This window comes from Cytobacillus sp. FSL K6-0129 (genome assembly GCF_038007625.1).
GTDB lineage: Bacteria > Bacillota > Bacilli > Bacillales > Cytobacillaceae > Cytobacillus > Cytobacillus kochii.
In genome coordinates this window covers 3,231,341-3,255,980 of the sequence record NZ_JBBOXM010000001.1, presented here as the reverse complement: position 1 = coordinate 3,255,980, position 24,640 = coordinate 3,231,341, and the positions used below count along the sequence as shown (strand labels likewise).

The 24,640-nt window shown below is 36.0% G+C and carries 23 protein-coding genes; 10 read left to right on the top strand and 13 right to left on the bottom strand.

The window, feature by feature from the left end; genetic code table 11:
• Positions 1–9: 9 nt before the first annotated feature.
• The 5 genes from MHI57_RS16330 to MHI57_RS16310 all read right to left on the bottom strand — a co-directional run bounded on the left by MHI57_RS16330 (position 10) and on the right by MHI57_RS16310 (position 7,628).
• Positions 10–453: a DUF2521 family protein gene (locus tag MHI57_RS16330; protein WP_095371081.1), complete on the bottom strand. Its 444-nt coding sequence runs from the start codon at positions 451–453 to the stop codon at positions 10–12.
• A gap of 90 nt (positions 454–543) precedes the next feature.
• Positions 544–1,380, bottom strand: a complete 837-nt coding sequence (gene proC, locus MHI57_RS16325) for a pyrroline-5-carboxylate reductase (RefSeq protein WP_095371082.1) — start codon at positions 1,378–1,380, stop codon at positions 544–546.
• A 666-nt stretch (positions 1,381–2,046) separates the two neighbouring features.
• A complete protein-coding gene (locus MHI57_RS16320; RefSeq protein ID WP_340977287.1) occupies positions 2,047–4,722 on the bottom strand; it encodes a YhgE/Pip domain-containing protein in 2,676 nt (891 codons plus the stop codon).
• 836 nt (positions 4,723–5,558) lie between these two features.
• Positions 5,559–6,746 (bottom strand): DUF4317 domain-containing protein, encoded by a 1,188-nt coding sequence (locus MHI57_RS16315; protein WP_095371085.1) that lies wholly within the window; start codon positions 6,744–6,746, stop codon positions 5,559–5,561.
• 282 nt (positions 6,747–7,028) lie between these two features.
• Complete coding sequence (locus tag MHI57_RS16310; protein WP_340977286.1) at positions 7,029–7,628, bottom strand: TetR/AcrR family transcriptional regulator; 600 nt, start codon at positions 7,626–7,628, stop codon at positions 7,029–7,031.
• Positions 7,629–7,811: 183 nt separating this feature from the next.
• Here MHI57_RS16310 and MHI57_RS16305 point away from each other — a divergent pair, with 183 nt between their 5' ends.
• Complete coding sequence (locus MHI57_RS16305) at positions 7,812–8,549, top strand: SDR family NAD(P)-dependent oxidoreductase (protein ID WP_095371087.1); 738 nt, start codon at positions 7,812–7,814, stop codon at positions 8,547–8,549.
• 153 nt (positions 8,550–8,702) lie between these two features.
• On the opposite strand, the gene bla is transcribed toward MHI57_RS16305, so the two are convergent.
• Complete coding sequence (gene bla, locus MHI57_RS16300) at positions 8,703–9,590, bottom strand: class A beta-lactamase (protein WP_340977282.1); 888 nt, start codon at positions 9,588–9,590, stop codon at positions 8,703–8,705.
• Positions 9,591–9,703: 113 nt separating this feature from the next.
• Between bla and MHI57_RS16295 the strand changes: the two genes are divergently transcribed.
• From MHI57_RS16295 to MHI57_RS16280, 4 genes are all read left to right on the top strand, one after another.
• Positions 9,704–11,497 (top strand): BlaR1 family beta-lactam sensor/signal transducer, encoded by a 1,794-nt coding sequence (locus MHI57_RS16295; RefSeq protein WP_340977279.1) that lies wholly within the window; start codon positions 9,704–9,706, stop codon positions 11,495–11,497.
• Positions 11,498–11,884, top strand: a complete 387-nt coding sequence (blaI, locus tag MHI57_RS16290; protein ID WP_095371090.1) for a penicillinase repressor BlaI — start codon at positions 11,498–11,500, stop codon at positions 11,882–11,884.
• Positions 11,885–11,997: 113 nt separating this feature from the next.
• Positions 11,998–13,020, top strand: a complete 1,023-nt coding sequence (locus MHI57_RS16285; protein WP_445293220.1) for a zinc-dependent alcohol dehydrogenase family protein — start codon at positions 11,998–12,000, stop codon at positions 13,018–13,020.
• A gap of 245 nt (positions 13,021–13,265) precedes the next feature.
• On the top strand, positions 13,266–14,000 hold the full coding sequence (locus tag MHI57_RS16280; protein WP_095371091.1) for an SDR family NAD(P)-dependent oxidoreductase: 735 nt from the start codon (positions 13,266–13,268) through the stop codon (positions 13,998–14,000).
• Positions 14,001–14,303: 303 nt separating this feature from the next.
• Here the strand turns inward: MHI57_RS16280 and MHI57_RS16275 are convergent, their stop codons facing one another.
• The 7 genes from MHI57_RS16275 to sigY all read right to left on the bottom strand — a co-directional run bounded on the left by MHI57_RS16275 (position 14,304) and on the right by sigY (position 19,133).
• Complete coding sequence (locus tag MHI57_RS16275) at positions 14,304–14,780, bottom strand: DinB family protein (RefSeq protein ID WP_095371093.1); 477 nt, start codon at positions 14,778–14,780, stop codon at positions 14,304–14,306.
• Between the two features lie 235 nt (positions 14,781–15,015).
• Complete coding sequence (locus tag MHI57_RS16270; RefSeq protein ID WP_322910591.1) at positions 15,016–15,756, bottom strand: CPBP family intramembrane glutamic endopeptidase; 741 nt, start codon at positions 15,754–15,756, stop codon at positions 15,016–15,018.
• Positions 15,757–16,089: 333 nt separating this feature from the next.
• Positions 16,090–16,869 carry an ABC transporter permease gene (locus MHI57_RS16265; protein WP_340977272.1) on the bottom strand — a complete coding sequence of 260 codons (780 nt, stop codon included), beginning with the start codon at positions 16,867–16,869 and terminating at the stop codon, positions 16,090–16,092.
• Positions 16,866–17,771, bottom strand: a complete 906-nt coding sequence (locus tag MHI57_RS16260; RefSeq protein WP_328200091.1) for an ABC transporter ATP-binding protein — start codon at positions 17,769–17,771, stop codon at positions 16,866–16,868. The genes MHI57_RS16265 and MHI57_RS16260 overlap by 4 nt, the downstream gene beginning before the upstream one ends.
• Complete coding sequence (locus tag MHI57_RS16255) at positions 17,771–17,974, bottom strand: PLD nuclease N-terminal domain-containing protein (protein ID WP_095371097.1); 204 nt, start codon at positions 17,972–17,974, stop codon at positions 17,771–17,773. Before MHI57_RS16255 ends, MHI57_RS16260 begins: the two co-directional genes overlap by 1 nt.
• 297 nt (positions 17,975–18,271) lie before the next feature.
• Positions 18,272–18,616 carry a YxlC family protein gene (locus MHI57_RS16250; protein ID WP_322910593.1) on the bottom strand — a complete coding sequence of 115 codons (345 nt, stop codon included), beginning with the start codon at positions 18,614–18,616 and terminating at the stop codon, positions 18,272–18,274.
• Positions 18,603–19,133: an RNA polymerase sigma factor SigY gene (gene sigY / locus MHI57_RS16245; RefSeq protein WP_095371100.1), complete on the bottom strand. Its 531-nt coding sequence runs from the start codon at positions 19,131–19,133 to the stop codon at positions 18,603–18,605. The genes MHI57_RS16250 and sigY overlap by 14 nt, the downstream gene beginning before the upstream one ends.
• Positions 19,134–19,888: 755 nt before the next feature.
• Between sigY and MHI57_RS16240 the strand changes: the two genes are divergently transcribed.
• The 5 genes from MHI57_RS16240 to MHI57_RS16220 all read left to right on the top strand — a co-directional run bounded on the left by MHI57_RS16240 (position 19,889) and on the right by MHI57_RS16220 (position 24,515).
• Positions 19,889–20,587, top strand: a complete 699-nt coding sequence (locus tag MHI57_RS16240; protein WP_340977267.1) for a response regulator transcription factor — start codon at positions 19,889–19,891, stop codon at positions 20,585–20,587.
• Position 20,588: 1 nt separating this feature from the next.
• A complete protein-coding gene (locus MHI57_RS16235; protein ID WP_340977265.1) occupies positions 20,589–21,530 on the top strand; it encodes a sensor histidine kinase in 942 nt (313 codons plus the stop codon).
• 157 nt (positions 21,531–21,687) lie between these two features.
• Positions 21,688–22,887 (top strand): MFS transporter, encoded by a 1,200-nt coding sequence (locus MHI57_RS16230; RefSeq protein WP_340977263.1) that lies wholly within the window; start codon positions 21,688–21,690, stop codon positions 22,885–22,887.
• Between the two features lie 16 nt (positions 22,888–22,903).
• On the top strand, positions 22,904–23,827 hold the full coding sequence (locus MHI57_RS16225; protein ID WP_340977261.1) for an ATP-binding cassette domain-containing protein: 924 nt from the start codon (positions 22,904–22,906) through the stop codon (positions 23,825–23,827).
• Positions 23,820–24,515, top strand: coding sequence for an ABC transporter permease (locus MHI57_RS16220; RefSeq protein WP_307316893.1), 696 nt, complete (start codon positions 23,820–23,822; stop codon positions 24,513–24,515). Before MHI57_RS16225 ends, MHI57_RS16220 begins: the two co-directional genes overlap by 8 nt.
• The last annotated feature ends 125 nt before the right edge of the window (positions 24,516–24,640 follow it).

Sequence of the window (24,640 nt, the reverse complement as noted above, 5' to 3'; positions counted from 1 at the left end):
TAGAACGATTTAATGCAGTCTTAATTTATGCCTTTTTCGACCATTTTCAAACCCTTCCATCCACCAACTATAGATATACTGTTCACAACTGTAGATTAGGGATTCACTATAAGCCCCTTCTTCATTTTGCGCCCAATATAAGAAAAAATGATACAGAGTATTCGTAAAATGCGTAAGATCCCCTTTACATCTATGTTGTACAGTAGTAGCCGTCTCACCACTAGTACCAAAATGACTATAATGTGCGCCTAAAAGATACGCTTCGATCGCCATATCATAGCAAGCTTCCTCTATTCCCGCATGGTTCATTAAACCTGTTAACAAACGAGATGATCCGAATAAGTGCTTGACTTGTTCTTTCAGATCCTTTATTGAGATCTCCTTTAGCACTGATTTTTCATATTTTAACTGCTTCTCTCGCCGCTTATCTTCAAATGTTGTAATAAGTGTCACTTGTTTTCACCTCTATCTCTATTCTTTAACTTCCTGTATAGAGGCATACAAAAAGCAGCGGTGATTTCCGCTGCCAATTTTTCCACTATATTAATGTGCTACTTTTTCTAACTCTTCTCTAATTTCCTTCGAACGTGCAGCAGCATGTTGAACAGCTTCGGAAATCGCTTCTCCGCCGTGATGAGCTTTTAATGCTTCGACACCCGAATGAGTTGTACCATTAGGTGAGGTCACTCTCTCACGTAAAACAATCGGTGCTTCGCCTTTTTCCAGAACCATTTTTGCTGCTCCATATATCGTTTGAGCAATAATTTTCCGTGCTTTTTTGGCCTCTAATCCTTGTTCTACACCCACCTTCTCCATCTCTTCCATTAGATAGTAGAAGTAGGCAGGGCCACTCCCTGCAAGACCTGTGAAAACATCCATCTGCTCTTCTTCAATGATAAATACTTCTCCCATGCAAGCAAGTAAATCTTTCACATCTCTTTCATGTCGCTTCTGTGTATAAGAACCAAGAGACATCGCTGTAGCCGATTCTTGAATCATACTAGATGTATTTGGCATCACCCGAATGACTTGCTGCTCATCATTTAGCTTCTCTTCCATATATGAAGTAGAAATACCTGCTAATACAGAAACAACCACTTGATCGGGTCTGATTTTATCTTTTAAAAAGGCAAGGGCTTCTTCTGCGCCATAAGGTTTCATTGCCATAATAAAATAATCAACCTCTTCATACGGTAAATCCTTTTGTAACATTGTATGAACACCGTATCTTTCCTTTATTTCTGTCAACCGATCCCCATTGAATTTATTTGTTACATAAATTTGCTGTGCTGGTACCTTCTCCGCATGAATCATTCCTGAAATCATTGACTCCGCCATTGAACCTGCACCAAAAAAAGCCACTGTCTTATTCTCTAACATTTACACAAACACTCCTTAAAAGTTGTGTCTTCGTTTCCGTACTTTTTTCAACGTTATCTATCTTAACATGTCACTATTTAGAATCAAGGGTTAACGATTAAGTCATAAGCATATGAGCGAGATAGTGAAAGAAAGCGTTACCATTCAAATCCTGATGTCCTCTAACCTCGCTCAACAGTCTGTATGCAGGCTCAATCTTGAATATCGTGTTTTCATCTTTGTTTTAAAAATAGGACAACCATCTGCACATACTTCAATAGTAGGTTCATGTTAAATTATTCTTTTTTCTCTGGCGTCACAAAACCACAAACAATGGAAAAGACGAAGTAAAACGGATGAGGAGAACAATTCAGATTTTGTGACGATGATAGGTATAAGCCACATCATCCGAAAAGAACTGCTAAACATTTACGCTTCCACTAAGGAAAGTCACAAATCTGTTTTGCGCTACTTATCCCTTTGCTTTCCCTTGTAACTATGTACCCCTTCACATTTTCAAACAGAGCGACTTGCCTAATTACCAACCTCGCAAAAGATCTGCCCCCCACTCCCTTTAAATTATCGCCACCAACAAACACTGTACCGTAGATTAAATTATCGAAAAAATTTGATGATACATCACCAAAAAAAAGCTTTTCGCCACGATAAGTGACAAAAAGCTCTATATTAATCAACTAATCGACTAGAACGAGATTTCTCCGCTGTCTTCTTTAACCAAGGCGTTAATGGTTTTTTTAGTACAAGCCCTAAGATTAAAGAGGCTACGAAAAAGAGAAATAAGTATAGAAAACTCATCCAGACGACATGAGGGACAATGCCTCCAACTGCTTCTCTCAGAATATTAATCGCATGTGTAAATGGTAAGAATGGATTAATCGCTTGGAAAAATGCTGGTGCAACTTGAATCGGGAAAGTACCGCCTGCACCTGATAATTGCAATACCATGAGTATAATCGCTAACGCCTTACCAATATTGCCAAAGATTGAGACAATCGTATAGACCATTGTCATAAACATCATCGCAATAATGACAGTAAATATCACAAACCAAACCGGGTTTGCTGCGTATGTTCCAAGAATCAGAAGATCACCAACACTAACAATTAACCCTTGTAGAAAGCCAACGATTAAAAAGAGTACAAGCCTGCCAAGGTAAACATGACGAATAGAATACTCCTCTTTCATATCTTTTGGGTGGACATCTGTTTTTAATAAGTTCGCTAATAACAGTGCACCTACCCATAAACATAACACGGTATAAAAGGGTGTATTCGCTGAACCGTAATTCGGGATTGGATATAATTGATCCTCAACAAGCTTTACCGGCTCTTTAAAGAATTCACTTTCTTTTTGAATATCATTTTTTAATAACGCAATGATTTCTCCCAAATCATTATTTGCCTTAAAATCTCGAATATCATCGGCTGCTTTATGGACCGAATCCTCAAGCTCAGGAAGATTCCCTTGAATGAACGCGGTAACTTCAGAAAGTCCTTTTTCCACCTCAGGAAGGTTTTCATTCACTAAGCCCGCTATTCGCGAGAATTCTGACTCAATTTTAGGGAGGTCATTACGGACAAAGTTACTTGCTTGATGAACTTTTTCTTCCACACCTGGGAGGTCATTTCGAATAAAGTCGCTTGCCTTATGAACGGCATCAACTGCTTTGGGTAAATCCGTCTCAATCTTTGCAACGATTTCACCTATTTTCTCCTCGATTGCCGGTAAGTCAGCAATGATTTGATTGAGCTGTGCTTCACCTGTCTCAGCAATTCCTTCTGCATTTGTCAGCACTTCTTCTATATTTGGCATGTCTTGTTGAATTTTCTCTAAATCGCCCGCAGCTTTTTGTGCTGTCTCATTCAATTGTTGCATGCCATTTAAGATCTCTTGCTTTCCACCATTGTTCATAAAACCAACAAGTCTACCCGCTTGAGCGGCGGTATCTTGAGCCTGTTTCCTAAGTACTTGGATTTGCTCTTTTGATAACTCACCTGAGCCCGCTTGTGCTAGGGAATCATTAAGTGCTGTTAACTGCTGTGATAATTGTGTTAATGAATCAATCACAGTTGTAAATTGACCGTTTTGATTTAACGCCGTAAACATATCAATCGCATGATTAACTGATGTAATATTTGTCTGCAATTGTTGCTGTAAATTTTTAATCGATTGATTGACCGAATTGTTCATTTGGTCATTTTCGAGTTGTTTAAGTACTTGGTCAATGGAATTGGCCGTATTTTCAATGATAACTGCATTTTGAGTAATAACATCTAATATGGGCTCAATTGCCCCTTCATTTGCTGATAAAAAGCTATTTAGACTTTTAACATATTCTTCAGCATCAGCTGCCATTTGATTGGCCTTCGGTAAAGCTTCCTGCACACGATCAATCACCTCTTGCGCTGTTTGCACACCTTTCAACGCTCGATTTAACTGATCTGATACTTCTCCAAACTGCTGACTTGCTTCTGATAATCGCTCTGCTGCCTCTTCAATTTCTGGTAACCGCTCTTCTAATGTCAATACTTGATCACCTAATTGATTAATGAGCGGAAGCTTTTCTTCTAATGTGAGTATTTGCTGTGCCCCTTGATTTAATTCAGGAAATTTCTCTTCCAAGGCAATTACTTTTGTGATCGTTTCCTTCATTTCTGGCCAGTCTTCATTTAACGTGACAATCTTTTCACCTAGTTCATTTAACTCCGGAAATCGTTCTTCTAATGCAAATATATTATTCTCCACTTTAAGAATGGTCGGTAGTTCTTCCTCTAACTTAATACCGATATTGTTAAATTCCGTGAATAGAGCTTTTGATGCTTCGGCTAAGAAATTCTCACTGATCTGTTCAACTAATGCGGAAGCGCCTGCAGATGTCATCTTTGGTGCAATCGCATTTAATTTTTCATTTACCTCATATCTGACTTCCGGTGCCTCTGGTTCACCATCCACCACACTTGTTAATTGTTTCGAAAAATCCTCGTCAATATAGACCGCAGCATAATAATCACCATCTCTTACTCCTTCTTCAGCTACCTGCCTATTCACAAAGGTCCAACCCATTTGATCATTATCTTTTAATTGATCAACGAGCTCTTGCCCTATATTCATTTCTTTCCCTTCAAGCTCTGTGCCACTATCTTCATTGACAATTGCTACCTTAATTTGACTCGTCTCGCTATATGGATCCCACGATGCAGCAATATTAAACCATGCATACAATGACGGCAAAAAGGCTAAACCGATTAGTAGTAACGCAACTAACGGTACCCTGCGTAAATTCCTAAAATCCTGCCTGACAATGCTGAAAATCTGCTTCAATCTTCCACCTTCCTTATTCATGATGGGCCTTCTAATAACAGAAAACCCCAATTCAATACCTATAAGAATACAACATCCTTTTGGAAGTTTCCATTTAAAAGTCACTGGAAATTTTAAATTACAAATTAATGGTTGCTTATCGAGAAGACGTCGCTTTAAAAAGGGGCAATAATTGGTACATTGTAAACATTTTAAAAGCATATAAAGACTTTTTATCAACGCCAGATGAAAGCATATGGCATTTAAGAAACCACATCATTTACTGTTAGGTTTAAATAAAGCTCCTAACAAGTTAATGATACGATTGAAATTGGATTTAAAAAATAGAGAGTTGGGTTCCTTTTTGTAAATGTCACATCAATCAGTGGTTGGGATAATGATATCAGATGCATCCGAATGATTAGGGTTCTTTACCTTCTATTAGTTTGGATTATTTTATATGGTTTTTATACTCATTTTAAAAGAATAGTGGAATGAACCCTATTAATAAGTAGATATTATCCAATGTTGCATGCTGCAGCAGTAAAATATACACAAGTCGTACCCTTGTCCTATAAACATCACTTACTTTGGACTCTGTTAAGCCACGGAATCCTTCGGCTCATATTTTAAAAAATATATTCAAGGAATAAAGAAAAAGTGGAACTGAATGGACTATATCTATCTAATCGCATATTCGAAAAGTATGCCAATGTAATACAGGCATTTTGGGGAATCTATTTAAAATGAGGAGGGTGGATAGGTCATATCTCGTGTCAATTTACTGGTAAATCACGCTTAACCGCCTTATATTTGGGCTAAGGCGGCTAATTTTTATATCCCATTCTTATTAAATACTTATTGGGATAAATCTTTCTTTATTCTTCATCTTTTACTTTATTAAATATTGCTTCTGGAATCATTTCAAAGCCTTCAATCACTGTGTTCTCTTCCACTTCAATCATTAGACAAAGCTTACCATCCACATGCATTTGACGAACATAGCGCAAATCCTGCGGACAAACAGAAATATCTGCTACTTTTGTTTTGATTTTAATTGACTTAGACGTATACTTTGGCACAATACTGGTTGCTTTCAGCTCATAATTTTCATCGTCAATTACCTTTTTGAAAGCTGATTCTACCTTTTGGCGATCGACATCCTGCACACCGCTAGTCGTTAGAACCTTCTCCACATCGCGATAGTCCAGTTTCGGGGCATCAGGCTCTTCATTCTCTTCCACCACTCGTTGGATTTCATCGAATACATTGGCAAGTATCGACGTATTAATCTGGTTGCCTGCAACATCCTTTACAATTTCCTCAAACACAATCTTATCGTCTTGTGCTGTCATAGCTTCTTCAGCATTTAATACTTCTTCAATGAAATGATAATCCAGCTCATATGCCTTTCCTGCTGAATAGAGTACATGATTCACATCTGCAGCATGATCAGTAAAGCTAGGAAATAGAAATCCGCCAACTGGTACTTTCAAATTGATAACAGGATCAACGACAAAGTGATACTTGAATTCTTTCTCCACATAGTCAAACAGTAGCTCTTTTTTGGGATCTATCGTCTTGTTGATACTGCATAAGATAAAAGGATTGGCATAAACCGCATCTCGGCTGCTTTCTTCGGTCTCTTCGTTACTCCGTTTCGTAGGCTTTAAATATTCACCATGTATAAACGTAACGACAATATCCATTTCGTACTGTTTATCCTTCAACATCTTTTCCACAAGATCCAACATATGCCCTTTCCATTCATCCGTATCATTCGTAAGTATCGCTTGATGAAGTATCAGTTGGCTACTATTCTCTATATTTCGCTGGAATTTCAATTCAAACAACTTCTGATCCAACTGGCCTGTCAGTACTTTTTTGAAGTTGGTTAAGAAAAGTTCCTGCTGTTCTTGTTCAAGCATTTCAAATGGCGTGCTTTGATGGTGATAAACTTCACTAGATTCCTTCATTATATAAACATTAAAAATATCTTTAATCTTTAATAAATCATTATTCATCTTAAATTGTTTTTTAAAGTCAGCTATATCTTTTTTATTCAAAAATGGATTCTCCCTTAATTCATTATGCAAACCATGGATCAATCAACTGAATTTTATCTTTTCATTTTAACATAATTAAATGGGCTAATGGATGACTTAACTCCATAGATTGTTTCCAAACGAATATCAATTAAAATTAGTTTGTGAAAATGTGCACAAGCGGTTATACTAGAACTATAACCCGATTGTGAATCATTGAACATGATGAAGAATTAAAAAGTGGTCCATGAGGAAAATAGTCCGAACAAGCTTGTAATAGCGGAGCCTACTTTTTTGCCACTTTTAATGTTTATCTAAATATTTGACCGAAGCCATATGCGCCTGAGATAGTATGATAATTTCTTTAATCAATTCTTCTTTTGATATCTGGAAGCCTGTATTAATCCAATTGGCTAATAAACCGTAAAATCCATATGCTGTGTATCGCTTAAAGTAATCCATATTAACCGGGAGATCATTAATTGTTTTAAATTCAAACTTCTCCTGATATATCGTAAGTATTGTTTGTGGAAACCTCGTATGCAGTTCGGGAATGGTGTCGACATAATTGATTAAATCATAAAATTCCCGATTGTTATAAATGGATGAGATAATATGAAAATACCTATTATCCAATAGGTTTGTACTAACCTCTCTCTTAAGTTTAAACGGCCTTTCAAAAGATTCCTCTAACGCCGCTAGATTGGTGGACAAGAGGTCATCGGCTAATTCAAATTTATCTTTATAGTGAACATAGAACGTACTTCGATTATACTTTGCATGCTGCACGATATCTTTGACAGAAACAGAATGGAAGCCCTTTTCTTTCGTTAAGGCAATCAGAGCCTGTTGAAGGTGCATCTTCGTCCGATCTCTTCTTGGGGTAGACCAATTGTTTTGCATTCGCTCCTTCTCCTTATGCAACAAAATTTTGCTGGTTTATAGACAATTATACCTAATATGTCTAATGAATACACAATTACAATTTTATTGCTGATTGAACCTATCTATCATCGTATTATAATTTATTTGTAAACACTTTCAATTAAGTGTATTGACACATTCATTATAATAGGGGGAAGAAACATGAGCAAACTACAAGATAAAGTAGCTGTTATTACTGGGGGAGTATCTGGTATTGGTGCTGCAACTGCAAAATTATTTGCTTCAGAAGGGGCAAAATTAGTCCTTGTTGATATGAACGAAGAAAAAGGTGCTAGTTTTGAAGCTGAATTAAAATCACAAGGTGCAGAAGCGGTTTTCCTTAAAGCTGATGTAACAAGTGAAGTAGAAGTTAAAAATATCTTTACTACAGCATTAGATACTTTCGGTAAAGTAGATATTTTATTTAATAATGCGGGAATTGGCGCAGTAAAACCAACTGAAGAGCTAAGCTATGCAGAGTGGAGAAAAACAGTAGAAGTGGACTTAGATGGGGTATTCTTAGTTGCCCAAGCTGCTATTAAAGAATTCTTAAAAACAGGAAGCGGTGTTATTGTCAATACAGCTTCTATGTATGGTTGGGTTGGCTCACCTGGAAGTGCGGCATATAACGCTGCCAAAGCAGGTGTCGTGAACTTAACTCGTTCGCTTGGCTTAGAGTATGCAGCACGCAATATCCGTGTAAATGCGCTTTGCCCAGGATTTATCGATACACCAATTCTTGGAGAAGCAGATAGACAAGGTTTAACTGCTGCTACACCAATGAATCGTTTAGGTAAACCAGAAGAAATGGCAAAAGCAGTATTATTTATGGCTAGCGATGATTCTTCTTTCATGACTGGTAACAGCCTAATTATTGATGGTGGATACACAGCACAATAATTATAAATAAAGTAAGAAACCCATTTTGACTTATGGTCAGAATGGGTTTTTTTATGATGATGCAGGGACAGAAATGACATATTTTCTACTGTAAAACAGCTATGAACAATCAATTTTATCTAGGCAGTTTATTCCCAATAACACTTTTTGATCTCAATTCACTTGAGTCAATGTTTCAAGCACAATCTCGGTTGCTTCTCCAATCAATTGATCATCATATTCGGCTTCTTTTTCCTGCTTATTCGACAATACGGCAATCACAATTGGTTCATCATTAGGCGGCCATACAATCGCGATATCATTTCTTGTACCATAAGATGCGGCACCACTTTTATCACCAACGATCCAATCTGTTGGTACTCCTGATTTAATCAAGGTATCACCAGTTGTATTTCCTTTGAACCACTCCTGAAAAATTTCTCTTTTTTCTTCCGATAATTCATCCGTTAATCCAAGTATTCTTAAATTTGTTGCCAATGCTTTAGGGGTACTAGTATCTCTCGTATCCCCAGGAGTGGCTTCATTTAATTCTGTCTCCAACCGGTCCATCTCTGTCACATCATCACCGATCGCTCTTAGTGCTTCCTCAAGCTGATCTGGTCCACCTAATTCTGCAAACAATAAATTTCCCGCTGTATTATCGCTATACTGCATAGCTGCTTTCGCAATCTCCCTTAATGTCATTCCTTCATCGACATATTTTTCTGTAATCGGTGAATAGGTAACAAGGTCTTCTTTTGTGTACATTCTTTTTTCATCTAAGATTGATATCGGGTTTTCCTTTAATAAAACCGCCCCCGCTAACGCCTTAAATGTCGAGGCATACGCAAACCGTTCGTCTTCTTGATAGGCAACCGTTTCTTCATTACCTGTATCAATAGCGTATACACCTAATTTAACACCATACTTTTCTTCTAACTGAGCAAACTTGCCAGACGACACATCCTCTGCCTTCACTTCCCCACCATTCACTTCATTTTCTTTAGAACAACCGACGAGTAATAACATAGCAACAAATAAACCAACAATCATTTTTTTCATCCAAAAACCACTCCCTAAAATTTAATACCAGATTACATTTGTAGTCTGATTACATCTGTAGTACAATATTACATATGTAATCCTAATTGTCAAATTTTTTTTTAAAAAAGGAGGTGGGCGAGATCTTTATAAGTTTCTTTCTCAACGGGTTGATCATTTCCACTTTTTCAATCCTTACCATCCTACTTATACGTAATTGGATGAAAAACCAAATAAAAGCACAATCACTTAACCACTTGTGGATATTGCTTTTCCTAACACTGCTCATTCCTTTATGCCCTATACCATTACCTTCTTTGTTTTCCGCACAACCGCAAATTCCGGAATTACAAAAGGAAGGTACAACAGTGGCAATTGAAGAAAACCAAGGTGTAATGACAAACGAATTCATTAAAGATTTCTCTGTTTCGGTTCAAAGGATTGATTTCTCTTTCTTAAATGTACCGCTCATGATTCTATGGCTACTCGGTGTGTTTGTGTTACTATCTTTACTTTTGATTAGCTTTTTCGCACTTAAAAGGTTGAAGGCCCAAACACAACCAGTTGAAGACCCAAATATTAAGGCTCTTTTTCTATCATGTAAAAAAAGACTAGGGATTAAAAGAACTATCGACGTCCGCTATTCAACCGAGACTCACTCACCACTCATTTTTGGCCTTTTTCATAGTGTCGTTGTCATCCCAAAAAAAGAGCAAAGCTGGTTAACCATGACGGACTATGAAAATATCTTTCTACATGAGTTAAGTCATTATAAAAATAAAGATTTACTTACAAACTATGTGATGATTTTCTTCCAGGTCATTTACTGGTTCAACCCGCTCATCTGGATTGCCTCAAAAAGAATGAAAGCCGATAGAGAAATGGCTTGTGATGAGGCAGTTTTACAGTTACTCTACCATGACAAAGCTGTCGTTCGTTATGGGCATACAATGATTAATTTCGCATCTACTATGCAAAGGAAGCTGCCACTAACCGCAGAATTCACAAGTGGCAAACGACAAATGAAAGAACGAATCGAGCGTATTGCTGCTTTTCGTACAAAAAAAGCATACTCATTTAAAAAAACAGTATGCTTCTATACTTTAACTCTCTTTATCTTAATTGCTCAGCTACCTTTCGTATCTGCACTCGAAATCGGAGCAGAAGAGACATATGACTTTCAAAACGAGAGCATCATTGAGCGAAATCTCTCACCTTTCTTTCAGGGGTTTGAAGGAAGTTTCGTCCTTTATGATGAAGCGAAAAATCAATACGTCATTCATAACCGCGAGAATGGCATGAAGCGGATCTCACCTGATTCTACTTATAAAATCTATAGTGCTTTATTTGCATTAGATGCAGGGTACATTATGGAGGAAGCTTCCACCCTTTCATGGGATGGCAGAAACCAACCTTTTGCGGCTTGGAATCAAGATCACAACTTAACTTCTGCTCTACAAAACTCAGTTAATTGGTATTTCCAACGCTTAGATACGATGGCTGGTGAGGAAGCGTTACAAACAAATCTTCAACGTATACATTATGGCAACACCGATACTTCAGGAGGCGTAAAAGACTTTTGGAATGAATCATCCTTGAAGATTTCACCAGTTGAACAAGTCGAGCTCTTGCAATCTTTTTATCATCATCAATTAGGATTTAAAAAGGAGCATACAGCCAAGGTGCAAGATGCACTATTAATTGAAAGCCACACAGGTTACCGCTTATATGGAAAAACAGGCACAGGAACCATTAATGGTATAAACAAAAACGGTTGGTTTATAGGTTACGTCGAAACAAAGCAAACTACCTACTTCTTTGCCACAAATATTCAAGACGAAGGAGAACCAGATGGGCAAAAGGCAATACAAATCACGAGAGATATTTTGAAAGAATTAGGGATTTACGAAAGCAAGGAGGCACAATAAATGGGGGAAACATTACCGAATATCTCAGAATCCGAATGGGCCATCATGAATGTCCTTTGGGATCACTCACCACGAACAGCTAACGATATCATCCAATCTTTACAAAAAAATACTGATTGGAAACCAAAGACCATCAGAACATTGCTCGACCGTCTCGTCCAAAAGTCAGTCGTAGCTGTCGACAAGAGCCAGAAAGTGTACACCTTTTCCCCACTCTACTCCCAAGAAGAGTGCCAAAAGGCAGAAACACAATCATTCATCCAACGCATCTACGGCGGCACACTCAAATCCATGCTCGTCCACTTTATCCAAGACGATAAATTATCAGACAAAGACATCAAAGAACTGCGTTCGATATTGAATGAGAAACCTGAAGGGAAGGAATAGGGAAGGATGAAGACACTAGAAACGCGTCCTACAACTTTGGGGTTTCTGGTGTCTTTTATTTTCAAATACACCATGATAATAAAAGGGTCTGAATGATTATTAGCGCCATAGCAATGTTGAGATTATGGAAAAGGAGAATTACTGTTTTGGAAGCAAAGTGTATTAAGTTCTATGAATTTGGTAATCCCGAAGACGTACTAAAAATTGAATATAAAAGTATCCACACTCCTAAGGATAATGAAGTGCTTGTACGTATGATAGCAAGACCAATGAACCCTTCTGATTTAATTCCCATTAAGGGTGCATATTCTCACCGTATTCCGTTACCTAATATTCCTGGTTATGAGGGCGTAGGTATTGTAGAAGAGGTTGGTCCATTAGTATCTCAAAACCTTATTGGTAAGCGTGTCTTACCTTTACGAGGTGAAGGTACTTGGCAAGAGTTTGTGAAAACAACAGCAGACTTTACCGTGCCGATACCGGATTCTATTGATGACTTTACAGCTGCTCAGATGTATATAAACCCAATAACAGCCTGGGTGATATGTGTGGAAGAATTAAAATTAAGGCCAAATGATGTCTTATTGGTAAACGCATGTGGTTCTTCGATTGGGCATATTTTTGCTCAATTATCTAAAGTAATAGGCTTCCGATTAATAGCTGTAACAAGAAATGAGAAATACTCAAAAGATTTACTAAGACTCGGTGCTTCTTATGTTATAAACACCTCTGTCAGCTCATTGCATGAAACAGTGATGGAATTAACCAATGGACTCGGGGCCAAAGCAGCCATTGATTCAATAGGAGGTCCTGCAGGCACTAATTTAGCATTTAGCGTTCACCCAACTGGAACCTTTTTAACTATAGGACTATTATCAGGAATTCAAGTAGACTGGGCACAAATCATAAATAAGGCAAAAGTAAACGCCAAAATATTTCATTTACGACATTGGAATAATAGAGTTTCGATAAGTACTTGGCAAGAAACATTTAATCACCTGATAGCCTTAATCACTAATAAAAAGTTAAAACTCCAGAATGCAGATGCTCAATTCGACTTGATAAAAGTAAAAGAAGCAGTCAATTTTGTAGAGTCTTATCGAAATCGTAAAGGAAAGGTTTTTCTAATCAACTGATAAGTATTGAATCTAAAAAAGGGTCGAATGAACAACAACGTTCATTCGACTCTTTTCATTATGACAATGCACTTGAAGGACTACTTGTATTTTTTATTATTTCTCATATGTTGAATAAGACCCAATATAATCAATACGACAAAGCCACTAATAGATACCAATAAATTGACCTAAAAAGAAGGAAATAGTTATTTGGATAAATAATACTGTCTAGAGTAACCATGTAAAGAGAGGGGCTATAATAAGTGCTTAAAACTAAGAAAGTAATCGTAACAGGAGCGGCTTCTGGAATAGGGAAAGAAATTGTTAAACAATGCTTACATGAGGGAGTTTCAGTAATTGCATGCGATATTAATGAACATTCTTTATATGAATTAAAAGAATCCATGGCTAATCACTATGTTCTACATACATATCAGTTAGATGTAAGTAACTATGAAGAGGTCGCTAAATTCTTTGAACATGTTGAAGAAGCACATACAGATGTAGATGGATTAGTAAATAATGCAGGGGTGTATTTGGCGAAAAATATACTGGATTATCAAGTAGATGAAATGGATAAAGTCTTGGATATAAACGTTAAAGGGTTTATTTATTTCTCACAAATGTTCGGTAAAAAGTTGCTTCAAAGCAAGCGCCCGGGAGTTATTGTTAATATGTCTTCCGTATCTGGAATGGAAGGCAGTTCAGATGCAATTTATGGGTTATCAAAAGCTGCTATATTAGGTTTAACTAAAAGCTGTGCATTAAATTTCTCACCATATATCCGAGTAAATGCTGTTGCTCCTACTATGGTTACTACTCCAATGATGGATACGATTCCTGATTGGAGAAAAGAGAATTATCTAAAACAGCAACTCATTCATACACCTGTCCTCCCTGTAGATGTGGCTGATACTGTTGTCTTCTTATTATCAGATAGAGCAAAGCATTATACGGGGGCAACTTTCGATATAAATAATGGTGGATATCTAAGGTAGTTACACTTCTTGATGAGAAATGCGTTTGTTGAAGAAGGTCCTATCGTCATGTTTGTAATTTTCTCTATGAACTAATAGTAACTTCATAGAGCCTCTTTTGTCTGACTGAATTGCTCAACCCCGTTTGTGAAGGAAAAAGTTTATCTCACCAAGCATGAAACAACTTTTGGCTTTACTACATTTTTTACAGCGTTTATTTTCCACAAAAAAACAAAGGGGCTGCATAAGCTACCTCTTTGTTTCCACTTGATGCCGACTTTCTTAGGAAGATCCTTTCCTTCTACACCAGTTTCCTTTAAGGGTTTATATCGCTTCATGCAAATATAAACATTTTTTTATGTCATTTATAGCTTGCAAATGTATTCCCTCGTGAAAGATGGTCCGAATTAACACTTGTTCAATCGTTCGCATCCCCATTTCAGTGGGAGAAAATAATTCTTCTAAACGATGTCCATAGCTCTCCTTCAACCTCTTAGGTTGTTCCTCCAACAATTTTTTTAGTTCGATATAAGAAGGTGTCTCCATAGAAAAATGATCCGGTGTTGTACCATATCCAAACCATTTTCGGAAAGATTCTGGAGCCTCCGTTTTCTCCTTTGTTAAAGTCTCAATCCATAAATACTGATCTAGATATACGTGTCCCATATTCCATCTAATATTATTATTAAAATGGTTGGGTACAATCTCAGCTGCCTCTGCACTTACCCCACTTATACTATCCAATAAATCTTGTCGATAAGCTTCTAACTGATTAAAAAGTACCAATTGACCTTCTTTCATGACTCTTCTCCTTTTTGTGTATTATTTAATATAATTAGTTCGGCATTTAATATATTTTTCCTCCTAAAACTAACTTGACATTAAAAAAAGGAAACATAGGGCGATTCCTTTTATCATTCAAGCGAGAAAATGAATATTGAATCCTGTTACGTTTCCCCTTTGTTTCATCTAACACCTACTCCAAATTTTTTAGTTACAAGCTGCCATAACAGTAATTAGGGGTAACATCCCTCACTCATTTCGCAACAGCATGACCTTGATCACCTAATTTAGCAAGATAATCAATTAAGAAGTGTAAAATAATTAGTGGAATAATTGATCCTAAAACAATATATAGGCAAGAAAATAAAAAACCTATAATAGTAGTTCTTACAACTCCTACCCAAACCCCTTGATAGGTATGTGCTAATCCAAATATAAAAGATGCGGCAATAATGACTCCCCATATTGATAAATCAGGAAATAAATAGGATAGTGCAAAAATTAAGAAACCTCTATAAAGAACTTCTTCCGTTATCCCCGCACTCAATGATACAAAATTCCACACTTTTTTCTCTTTATCATTAACTGGCAATATCGGAGTAAACTCATAATTCTCCATTTCCCCCGCTTTTTTTATGGATAGTTCACGCCTAATCTTAGAACTTAAATAATAACCAATTATATAGTACAAAACTAAACAAAGATAAAATACTCCTAAGGTTAAAATGATGTAACTGAAAACAGTACCTAAAACAGAAGTATTAAGTTTCAGTGATGTGAATCCTATTTGCCCTAAAGACAGTTCTGTCAGTAAAACCAGGCCAAGCATGAAAATGATGGGTATCCATAATCCATATATTATTTTGTAGTAGTACTTTAATCTTGCATGCTCTTTTATCCGTACATCCTTTTTAAATTTCTGAAAGTCTAAGTATCCAACAATCGGATCATAAAGCAATAAGGTAATTAAAATAAGCCAAAATCCAATTTCCATAATTTATCCTCCTTGATAGATTGTGAATTAATATTAACAACTCACGTTACGTGAGATACAAGAGGAAATTTAATATTAGGTAAATGAATTGTACTTAGATTGGATGATTTAAAAATGACATTAATACCCTCCTTGCTCCTCCCCTGTTGTTACATGCTCTTGCAAGATTGCACAATATAATTATTTACCCTTGATTCTAGAGCCCTTCAAATCCTTAATTAGACTTAAAAAAACTCCTTGCTCATTAAGAACAAAGAGGGTTAACATTGATATAACAAGTTTATACCATTTTGCGAAGTGTTATATGGATAAAAATGTATGAAAAAGGATTTTTTATTCCAATAAGTCTTTTCGCTTAAATATTTGTACAGATGCGATGAGTACGACGATAATAATAGCAATAGTTGTAATAAAAGCTAACAAGAAACTAGAATCTAGTTTTCCTGACAGCAAGACCTGTCCTGTGTGCTCAGTCATCGTGGCCGGACTCCATTTCATATACTTTCCTAGAAGGGATGTAACTGTCGAAATGGCAAAGACCACAAATATTGTAACAAAAGCAACTCCTCCATTTCCTTTCATTATCGTACTAAAAAAAAGCGTCAATGTAACAACAAAAACTAACCATATGCTATAGATTACTACACTTTGAAAAACGCGCTCAAAAGCGACTGTTTCAATGAGTAAACTCGTATAATACCAAGAAGCTACATATCCAATAAGCAATGAAACGAATGTAATTGTAAGTAACCCAGCCCATTTAGATAATATATATGAGGAATAAGAAACTGGTTTAATCATGACCATAGCTGCTACTCCACTTTGTTTTTCTTCGGAAACGATACCCATTGCACTCAAAACAAGAATAAGTACACCGAGCATCCCATAATTAGATAGAACATTCATTAATACTTCTGCCCCTGTTGGAGTAGGCATTTCAAGGATTGTACCTTCTGGAAGACCCCCAAAAGTGTCCAAAATCTCCGGCATATAATACGAACTAACCGGCTGCATAACACCTAGCAAAATAAACACAATTGGAATCCATAAAATTTTATAATTCCGCACCATTGCCGTTATTTCTTTTTGATAAAGAACAGTCCATTGCGTCATGCCTTCACCACCTTGACAAATAAATCTTCTAATGTTGTTTGAGAAATCTCGAACTTACGAATCGGAAGTTTTCTATCCACGATATCTTTTAATAATGTTTGCTTTCCATTTACCATATCTTTTAATACGATGCTGGTTTTATTACCTTGAATGTCTACTTCAGATACAAAGCTATAACTCGCTATGCTCTTTAGCCAATCAACAGCCGGTGATTCGAATTCGATTTGTAAAATAGGTTGCCGATATTCCTCCATTACCCTTCCCAGGCTACCTGATATCGCAATTTCCCCAGCATGCATGATAAGAATGTCATCACTTATTTCTTCTGCATCGTGAAGGACATGAGTTGAGAAAAGAATGGTTGTTTCCTCTTTAATCTCTCTCATCATGTCCAACACTTCCCGTCTCCCAAGTGGGTCGAGTGCAGAAACAGGCTCATCTAAAATAAGTAATTTCGGACGATGAATGAGTGCCTGTGCCAATCCGAGGCGCTGCTTCATTCCACCAGAATAACCCCCTATTTTCCTTTTCTTTGCATTCGTTAGACCCACTCGTTCAAGTAATTCCTCACTCCGTTTTTCTGCTTCCTTACGATTCATTTTTGCCAATTGTCCTGCGAAAACAAGAAACTCCTTTCCGCTCATCCAATTATAGAAAGCAGGATATTGAGGTAAATACCCAATATACGGCCTTAAATCCTTTGGTTTTTCCCCTTTAAAATCAATACTACCTGAAGTCGGTGCCAACAATCCGGATAGCATTTTTAATGTTGTTGTTTTTCCTGCTCCATTTGGTCCAAGTAATGAAACGCACCTGCCTTCTTCAATATGAAAATTGATTCCTTTAACAGCATTCGTATTTCCAAAACTTTTTACTAAATCGCTTGCCTTTAATAATTCCATTAATCATTTCTCCTTCCAACAACGAAATAAAGCACTGGCCCTATTATGCCGATAAAGAGAATAACAAGAATCCACAACCATTTTGGTCCGTTCGTTTTTTCTTCTTTAATACAAGAAACTAATGCGATAATCATAAGAATTAATTGTAAGACAATAATTGGCGCAAACGCTCCCCATGGGATTCCATTTAACAGTTCATTCATTTTTTCTCCTCCAAACTGTTTATTTATCCTTAATACGATTACGTTTGCCTATTCGTTCACTCACGAAAAAAAAATCTCAGGAATTTGATCCTGAGACCTTTCTTTTAAATATTTTCCTTGCAAAAATAAGATAGATAATAAGATACGTTGGAAATTGAATAAGACCTAAGAAGCCCCATAGCCAAGCATTGTGTCCTCTCTTTCGCGCGTCCCAAAACATCCACGAGCTCTGGCAAATCAGAATGAACGCAATCACGAGCCATAACCAAAGCGATATGCTACTTAGTTCATTTGAGTTCATTCATTACTGACCTTCTTTCTAGTTTTGTTAAGAGCGACGGGCAGTAAGATAATCCCCACAAGCTGAAAATAAAGAAAAAGAATTGGCTGGCGATAAACGACAGCAATCACAACTGAAAGCACTAATACTGCAACAGAGATAAACGTGAGAAGGTCTTTCCATTGTTTTTTTCGTATTCTTTTTTTCTCTAATTCAACATTCTGTTGAAACCATTGTAAGTTTGGAGTAGATACTGGATTCCATTGGTCCAGTTTTTCTAAACCATCTGTTAATTGCTTAACCGTTAATTCATCTTCATCATCCAACATAGAATTACTATTTTTAGAATCATTCTCCTTCAAGATCAGCCAACTCCTTTCGTACATTTTTTAGACCATTTGACACTCGAGATTTTACTGTTCCTTCTGCTAGACCCATCATTTTCCCAATTTCCCCATATGAATATCCGTAATAATGCTTTAATACGATTGGCATACGTATTTCTTCATCAATTTGGGCAAGTATATCAAGTACATCTGCCCATTCTTCATTCATATTTGCTACATTCCATTTCATTTTTCGGAGCGCTTGTTCATGCTCTAGCCAGTTTTTCTCCAGCTTCTTTCTCCGCTGTTGATCGATGAAAAGGTTCGTTGCGATCGTGATGAGCCATGAGGAAAACTTGGATTCACCATTATACAGTTGGATTTTTTCAATACACTTCACCATCGTCTCTTGCGTTAAATCTTCTGCGACTTGTGGATGAAGGGTAACTTTCATTAAATACTTTACGAGAAACGAATAATTCTGTTGTAGCAGTTTCGAAAGCGCCAATGTATCTCCTTTTTTCGCCTTTTGAATTAAATCCTTTTCATCCATGAGATCTACTCCATACAATAATAATCTATATGTAATACGATTAACTGGGAGAAATCGTTCATTTTTAAAATAAAGAATTACAAAAAACATTTAGCCACAGTATTTGTCAAATGACTTGAAAGTATATATTAGACCATAAACCAAAGTATTGTTGCTCATTCAACGAGTTTAGATACTTGTTCAATTATTATAGTATGATTAACCTACTCTCATACTTTGTTTAGTATGCCCTCTTTAAATAACCTTCCCCGATAGTTGAATAAGCCTTAGAATTCTATTGAATTAAAATAACAATTAGCTATGAATTCATATTCCAATAATAGATTAACTCTAATAATCATACCTTTAAACAACAGATACAAAAGCTACCTTGAAGAAAAAGGGAGTTGTTTCTCCCTTTAAAATATAACCCCTTTCAGGCTAGTAAACCTGTTGTCACTATTTACTATTAAGCACTTCGATACCTAGTCATTTCCAACTTCGACTAATCTCTTTGTAAAGTTAATATCTTCCACCTAGTACGTTATCAAGGAGAGATAAGTACTATTTTTCCGAGAACTATTATGCTACCAAAGGTTAGTTATAGAGAAATATGGTCAGACCCCTTCAATAAGCATTTGATAAATAAAAATAAGTGTGTCTTTCGCATTAAGGTACGTATGTAAGGGGGAGGAATGTCTTTCAAATTATAGAATAAAAATATAAGTTACCTTTTATAACATAGAAAACACTTGTAAGTTAGTAAGGAGGATAAGATGCCATACCGTATATTACTTATTGATGATGACCCTTCTATCAGTGAAATGTTAGAAAAATTTCTATCAAAGGAAGGATATTTTGTTTTAACCGCTTTTAACGGAGAAGAGGGATTAGCCCTTTTTTTAAGTGAAGATATTGATTTAATCGTGATTGATATTATGATGCCAAAATTAGATGGTATTGAAGCGATAAAGTTGATTCGAGAGAGGAGCACTATACCAATATTAATCATTTCAGCGAAAGACACTGATGTTGATAAGGCATTGGGCTTGGGATTTGGAGCTGATGATTATTTATCTAAACCATTTTCACTTGTAGAATTTTCAGCAAGAATTAAAGCAAGTATTAGAAGGGTAACTAAATATGCAAATGATACCGAACCAATACCCCATCAAATCTTTACTTTTGGTCAACTTACTGTGAACTTACATAATTATTCTGTAAATAAGGAAAATGAAGAAATCAAACTAACATCAAAGGAATTTGAATTGCTGAAGTTATTTATCACCAATCCAAACCGGGTTTTTACAAAGGATGATCTGTATAACCTTGTTTGGCAACAACATTATTTTGGAAATGATAACGTTATTAATGGTCATATTCGCAGGTTAAGAGAAAAAATTGAAGATGAACCATCCAACCCCAAATATATAAAAACATTATGGGGAATTGGCTACAAATGGGTGAGTAACTAACATGACTATTTTATATATAGGCACAACTGTCATTTTGGTAGCTATCATTTACGCTCAATATCAAATGAGTAGAACAAGAACAAAACATTTGCGTGAAATTCATAATAAGTTACATCGAATCGTCAACCAATCATCAGATGAAGTTATATTGTTATTTACAGATGACAAAGAATTGATTGATATTACAGTGGATTTGAACCGGCTTTTAGAAAAGCATAAAAAAGCTTTAGCAAATTATACAAATACTAAATGGTCAATGAAGAAAATGATTTCAAATATTTCACATGATTTAAAAACTCCCTTAACAGTCACATTAGGTTATGTAGAAATGATTCAAATGGATTCTGAGTTGGATTCTGAAGAAAGACATTTAATCCTCACAAAAATTCATGACAAATCTGTAGAAGTGATTACTCTAATTGACAAATTTTTCAATTTGGCGAAATTAGAGTCAGGGGATAAGGAAGTCCCGCTTACGAGCATAAGAATAAATGATATCTGCCGCAAAAGTCTCCTGGAATACTATGATATTTTCAACAAAAAAGGCATTGATGTCCACATCGACATTCCAGATAAACCCATTTATGTGTTAGGGAACATTGAAGCACTTAAACGCATTTTAACTAATCTCATATCAAATGCAATCGTGCATGGTGGGGATGGGAAGATGATTGGCTTGAAGATTAGAATAAATGAAGACGACATTTACATCGATGTGTGGGATAAAGGAAAGGGCATAGATGAGCCATACCAGGACCGAGTCTTTGAAAGGCTGTATACGCTAGAGGATTCACGGAATAAATCTTATCAGGGCAGCGGTCTTGGACTTACAATAACAAAACGACTTGTAGAAAAATTAGGAGGTACGATACAAATTAACAGTAAACCTTGGCAAAAAACCGTTTTTTCCTTCTCGTTAAAACGCTCGAATGAACAAAATTAACTTGATTGATCATTAAGACATTACTTTCCTTTATGGTAAAAACTATATTGTTTTTTCATTTATTTTCCAACTTAAGAAATTCTTAAGGATTAATTAATGGAAAACGAAACTTTGCTCCTTAGACTGTAAGTAAGATACAAAGAAAGGAGCGGTTTGGATGTCTAGAAATGCACAGAGAAAACTAGTTATTTTGATGGTTAATATGTTCATTGCGAATGCAAGTTTTGGCATTATTATTCCGATCTTACCAGAATACCTCCAATCTATTAATCAAGGAGGAACAGCTGCGGGATTATTAATCGCCTTTTTTGCTGGTGCACAATTATTCTTTTCTCCAATTGCGGGAAAGTGGGCTGATCAATATGGAAGAAGAAAAATTATCATCTATGGATTGGGTACATTATCCATTTCCATGTTTGTGTTTTATGTGACAGATATTATTTGGATTCACTATTTTTCCCGTGTCATTGGCGGTCTTGGAGCTGCTATGCTCATTCCAGCGATTTTTGCGTATATAGCAGACATTACAACAATGGAACAACGTGCCAAAGGTCATAGTTTTCTATCAGCTGCCATGTCACTTGGCATCGTTATTGGACCTGGAATCGGTGGCTTTCTTGCACATGCCGGCCTCAAAATTCCATTTTTAGTCGCAGCCATTAGCTCTATAACAGCAGTCATTTTTTCCTTTTTATTATTGGAAGAAAGTAAGAAACAAGAATATGAATCTCCAAAAGACATAAAGTCAAAGGAGTCAATTGGAACAAAATTAGCTCAATCGGTTAAATTACCCTACTTCATCCCTCTTCTCATCTCATTAGTTATGAGCTTTGGATTAGTCGGATATGAATCGATTCTCTCTCTCTTTATGGAGAAGCAGTTTGATGCATCTCCACAGCAAATCGCAATTATGATTACTTCAACAGGATTAGTTAGTGTCCTCGTGCAATTACTCTTCGTAGAAAAAATTGTGGGAAAATTAGGGGAATTAAATACAATTCATTTATTTTTAGGTCTAGCGGCAGTTGGTTTCTTCCTATCATTAATAGTAAATCAATTTTATCTATTTTTTGGAATTACATTAATCATTTTCCTTGCGACATCGATTTTGAGACCAGTAGTTAATGCACTTATTTCAAGACTTGCAGGAGAAAATCAAGGATTTGCGATGGGATTGAACAATGCCTATATGAGTTTTGGCAACATATTAGGTCCAACAATTGCAGGAGTTGTTTATGATGTGAATGTTTTTTATCCATTTATATTAAGTACTGTTTTCATTGTAATGACAATTATTATTACAGGCGGTTGGCAAAAATCCATGACCAGTAAACAAACCGAAATCGTTAAGGAATGAAGGGAGGAACAGATTCATGAATAGAATTATAGAAACCCGTGAATTAACAAAGGTTTTTAATGAAAAAGAGATCGTCTCTAATGTGAATATTACGGTTAATAAAGGAGAAATTTATGGTTTTTTAGGACCAAACGGTGCCGGGAAAACGACAGTGATGAAGATGGTCGCAAATTTAATCAAACCGACTCGTGGGGAAATAGATTTATTTGAAAAGGCATTATCATCTAATTCCTATCAAGTTTTAGGCAAGATAGGGGCAATTATTGAACAACCGGTCTTTTATGAGAAGCTAAGTGCAAGAAAAAATTTAGAACTTCACTGCGAATATATGGGATATCATAATAAGAATGCTGTTGACGAATCATTAGAGATGGTCAAGTTGACAAACACTGGAGCTAAGCCAGTAAAGGAATTTTCAATGGGAATGAAGCAAAGATTAGCAATCGCACGAGCAATCATGACAAAACCTGAATTACTTATACTAGATGAACCGATTAATGGATTAGATCCTGTTGGCATTAAAGAGATAAGGAAATTGTTTAAAAAGCTAAATAAAGAATATGGAATAACCATTTTTATCTCAAGTCATATTCTAGCAGAAATTGAACATATTGCTGATAAGATTGGCGTTATAATACAGGGAAAGCTAATGGAAGAAATTGCGATGGAAAAAGTCAGAGAAAATAATAAAGACTATATAGAAATCGTGACAAAAGATTCCGCAAAAGTAGCTTTGATACTAGAACACCATTTAAAGATTACAAATACTAAGATGCTAGATTCACTAACCATACGCGTTTATGATTTGGGAGTACCCCAAGGTGTCATTTCAGAAGTCCTATTTAAACACGGAGTATTGATTGAATCTATTTATCATAAAAGCAGTTCATTAGAGGATTATTTCTTTACCTTATTGAATGGTGGTGGAGTCAGTGCTTAAGCTTATGAAATTAGAAATGCAAAAATTTGAAATAACAAAGTATGTGAAAGGTGCGTTAATTGCCAATATTGTCATCCTTTTTCTAATATGTCTAATCGCTTATGTTGAAACGAATCAAGGAATTCAGGTCATGACAAGTCATTATATGGCTATGGAGATTATAGAAACAATAATAAGAGTCACATTTATCATTTTTGCGGCTGTACTTTTGTCTCAAATTGTTATAAGTGAGTATAAAAATAAGACAATTAATGTCCTTTTTATGTATCCTATTAAACGAAGAACCATTCTAATAGCAAAGTTACTTGTAACGGTTTTGTTTACTTTCTTTGCTATTATCTTCTCTTTTATTATAGTGGGAAGCGGATTTTACTTGTTTAATTCTTTTACAAATGTTATTCCTGAACCGTTAAGTGCCACAATCATTATCAATTCCTTTGGAAAGGTAGTATTCAATGCATTGGCTGCGAGCTTAATTAGCTTAATTCCACTTTACTTTGGATTAAAAAAATATTCGGTCCCAGCTACAATCGTTTCAGCCTTCTTTGTCTCTCTAATCATAAGTCAAAATATAAATGGGTTTTCATTATATTCAATTATTATCATACCTATTACTCTCTCGTTAATAGGATTAGCAACTGCCATTATTGCCATTAAAAATATAGATAATGGAGATATTATCACTTAATAAGGGACCCGAAGCTTGGGAGGATACGTCCTTACAGATAGATGAACCTATTCAATTTGCCACTGGTCACATATAGTCAAAATAATTTACTCTTAAAAATCAAAATCAATGTTCTCTAATCCACC

Bases quoted from the DNA above. Each gene is read 5' to 3' on its own strand.
- MHI57_RS16235 (WP_340977265.1), top strand. From the start codon at position 20,589: ATGACTATTTTATATATAGGCACAACTGTCATTTTGGTAGCTATCATT.
- MHI57_RS16225 (WP_340977261.1), top strand. From the start codon at position 22,904: ATGAATAGAATTATAGAAACCCGTGAATTAACAAAGGTTTTTAATGAA.
- proC (WP_095371082.1), bottom strand. From the start codon at position 1,380: ATGTTAGAGAATAAGACAGTGGCTTTTTTTGGTGCAGGTTCAATGGCG.
- MHI57_RS16240 (WP_340977267.1), top strand. From the start codon at position 19,889: ATGCCATACCGTATATTACTTATTGATGATGACCCTTCTATCAGTGAA.
- MHI57_RS16230 (WP_340977263.1), top strand. From the start codon at position 21,688: ATGTCTAGAAATGCACAGAGAAAACTAGTTATTTTGATGGTTAATATG.
- bla (WP_340977282.1), bottom strand. From the start codon at position 9,590: ATGAAAAAAATGATTGTTGGTTTATTTGTTGCTATGTTATTACTCGTC.
- sigY (WP_095371100.1), bottom strand. From the start codon at position 19,133: ATGGATGAAAAGGATTTAATTCAAAAGGCGAAAAAAGGAGATACATTG.
- MHI57_RS16320 (WP_340977287.1), bottom strand. From the start codon at position 4,722: ATGAATAAGGAAGGTGGAAGATTGAAGCAGATTTTCAGCATTGTCAGG.
- MHI57_RS16260 (WP_328200091.1), bottom strand. From the start codon at position 17,771: ATGGAATTATTAAAGGCAAGCGATTTAGTAAAAAGTTTTGGAAATACG.
- blaI (WP_095371090.1), top strand. From the start codon at position 11,498: ATGGGGGAAACATTACCGAATATCTCAGAATCCGAATGGGCCATCATG.
- MHI57_RS16270 (WP_322910591.1), bottom strand. From the start codon at position 15,756: ATGGAAATTGGATTTTGGCTTATTTTAATTACCTTATTGCTTTATGAT.
- MHI57_RS16255 (WP_095371097.1), bottom strand. From the start codon at position 17,974: ATGAATGAACTGTTAAATGGAATCCCATGGGGAGCGTTTGCGCCAATT.
- MHI57_RS16265 (WP_340977272.1), bottom strand. From the start codon at position 16,869: ATGACGCAATGGACTGTTCTTTATCAAAAAGAAATAACGGCAATGGTG.
- MHI57_RS16275 (WP_095371093.1), bottom strand. From the start codon at position 14,780: ATGAAAGAAGGTCAATTGGTACTTTTTAATCAGTTAGAAGCTTATCGA.
- MHI57_RS16305 (WP_095371087.1), top strand. From the start codon at position 7,812: ATGAGCAAACTACAAGATAAAGTAGCTGTTATTACTGGGGGAGTATCT.
- MHI57_RS16310 (WP_340977286.1), bottom strand. From the start codon at position 7,628: ATGCAAAACAATTGGTCTACCCCAAGAAGAGATCGGACGAAGATGCAC.
- MHI57_RS16285 (WP_445293220.1), top strand. From the start codon at position 11,998: ATGTTGAGATTATGGAAAAGGAGAATTACTGTTTTGGAAGCAAAGTGT.